We start from the raw sequence: 615 nt of genomic DNA on the forward strand, positions 1-615 counted from the left end.
TGAATCCCTGGTCGGCCAGCGCCGTGCGCACGCTGCCGGGTGGTGTGGCGGCGGCGACCCGGTCCAGCAGGGCGATTCCGGCGGTGTTGTCGTGCGCCGAGGCGGCCAGCACCACCGCGATGACCAGGCCTAACACGTCCACGGCCAGGCCGCGCTTGCGCCCCGGCACCTTTTTCCCCGCGTCCCGGCCCGTCGTGTCCGACGGCACTGTGGCCGCGGCGTGGACACTTTGCGTGTCCAGCACCACCAGGCTCGGGTCGGCTAATCGCCGGCGTTTCTCCCGTGTCTGCCAGCGCAGCAGGTCGTGGATCGCCTGGTCAGTGCCATCATCGCGCCACGCGGCGAAGTAGTAGTACACCGCGCTGCGGGGCGGCAGGTCGTGCGGCAGGTAGTCCCACTGGCAGCCGGTCCGGCTCTGGTAGAGGATCGCGTTGACGATCTCCCGCATCTCGTAACGGCCCTGGTGACCGCTGACTGAGCGGTGCGCGGCCTTCCACGCGGTGATCACGGGCTCGATCAGGGCCCACCGTTCGTCGGATAAGTCGCTCGGGTACGGTTTGCGCTCGCTCACGTCGCCATCCCAGCACACCCAAACCCGCCGACCGGCCGTAACGC

The 615-nt window shown here is 69.6% G+C and carries 1 protein-coding gene; it reads right to left on the minus strand.

The genetic code is table 11. From position 1 onward, the window contains the following. The coding region (locus ACFHYQ_RS29320) for an IS5 family transposase (RefSeq protein ID WP_394304387.1) at positions 1-571 on the minus strand (571 nt) is incomplete at its 3' end. Positions 572-615 lie beyond the last annotated feature (44 nt).

Origin of the sequence: Sphaerimonospora cavernae (assembly GCF_042435035.1) — a bacterium.
In the GTDB taxonomy this organism is placed as follows: domain Bacteria; phylum Actinomycetota; class Actinomycetes; order Streptosporangiales; family Streptosporangiaceae; genus Sphaerimonospora; species Sphaerimonospora cavernae.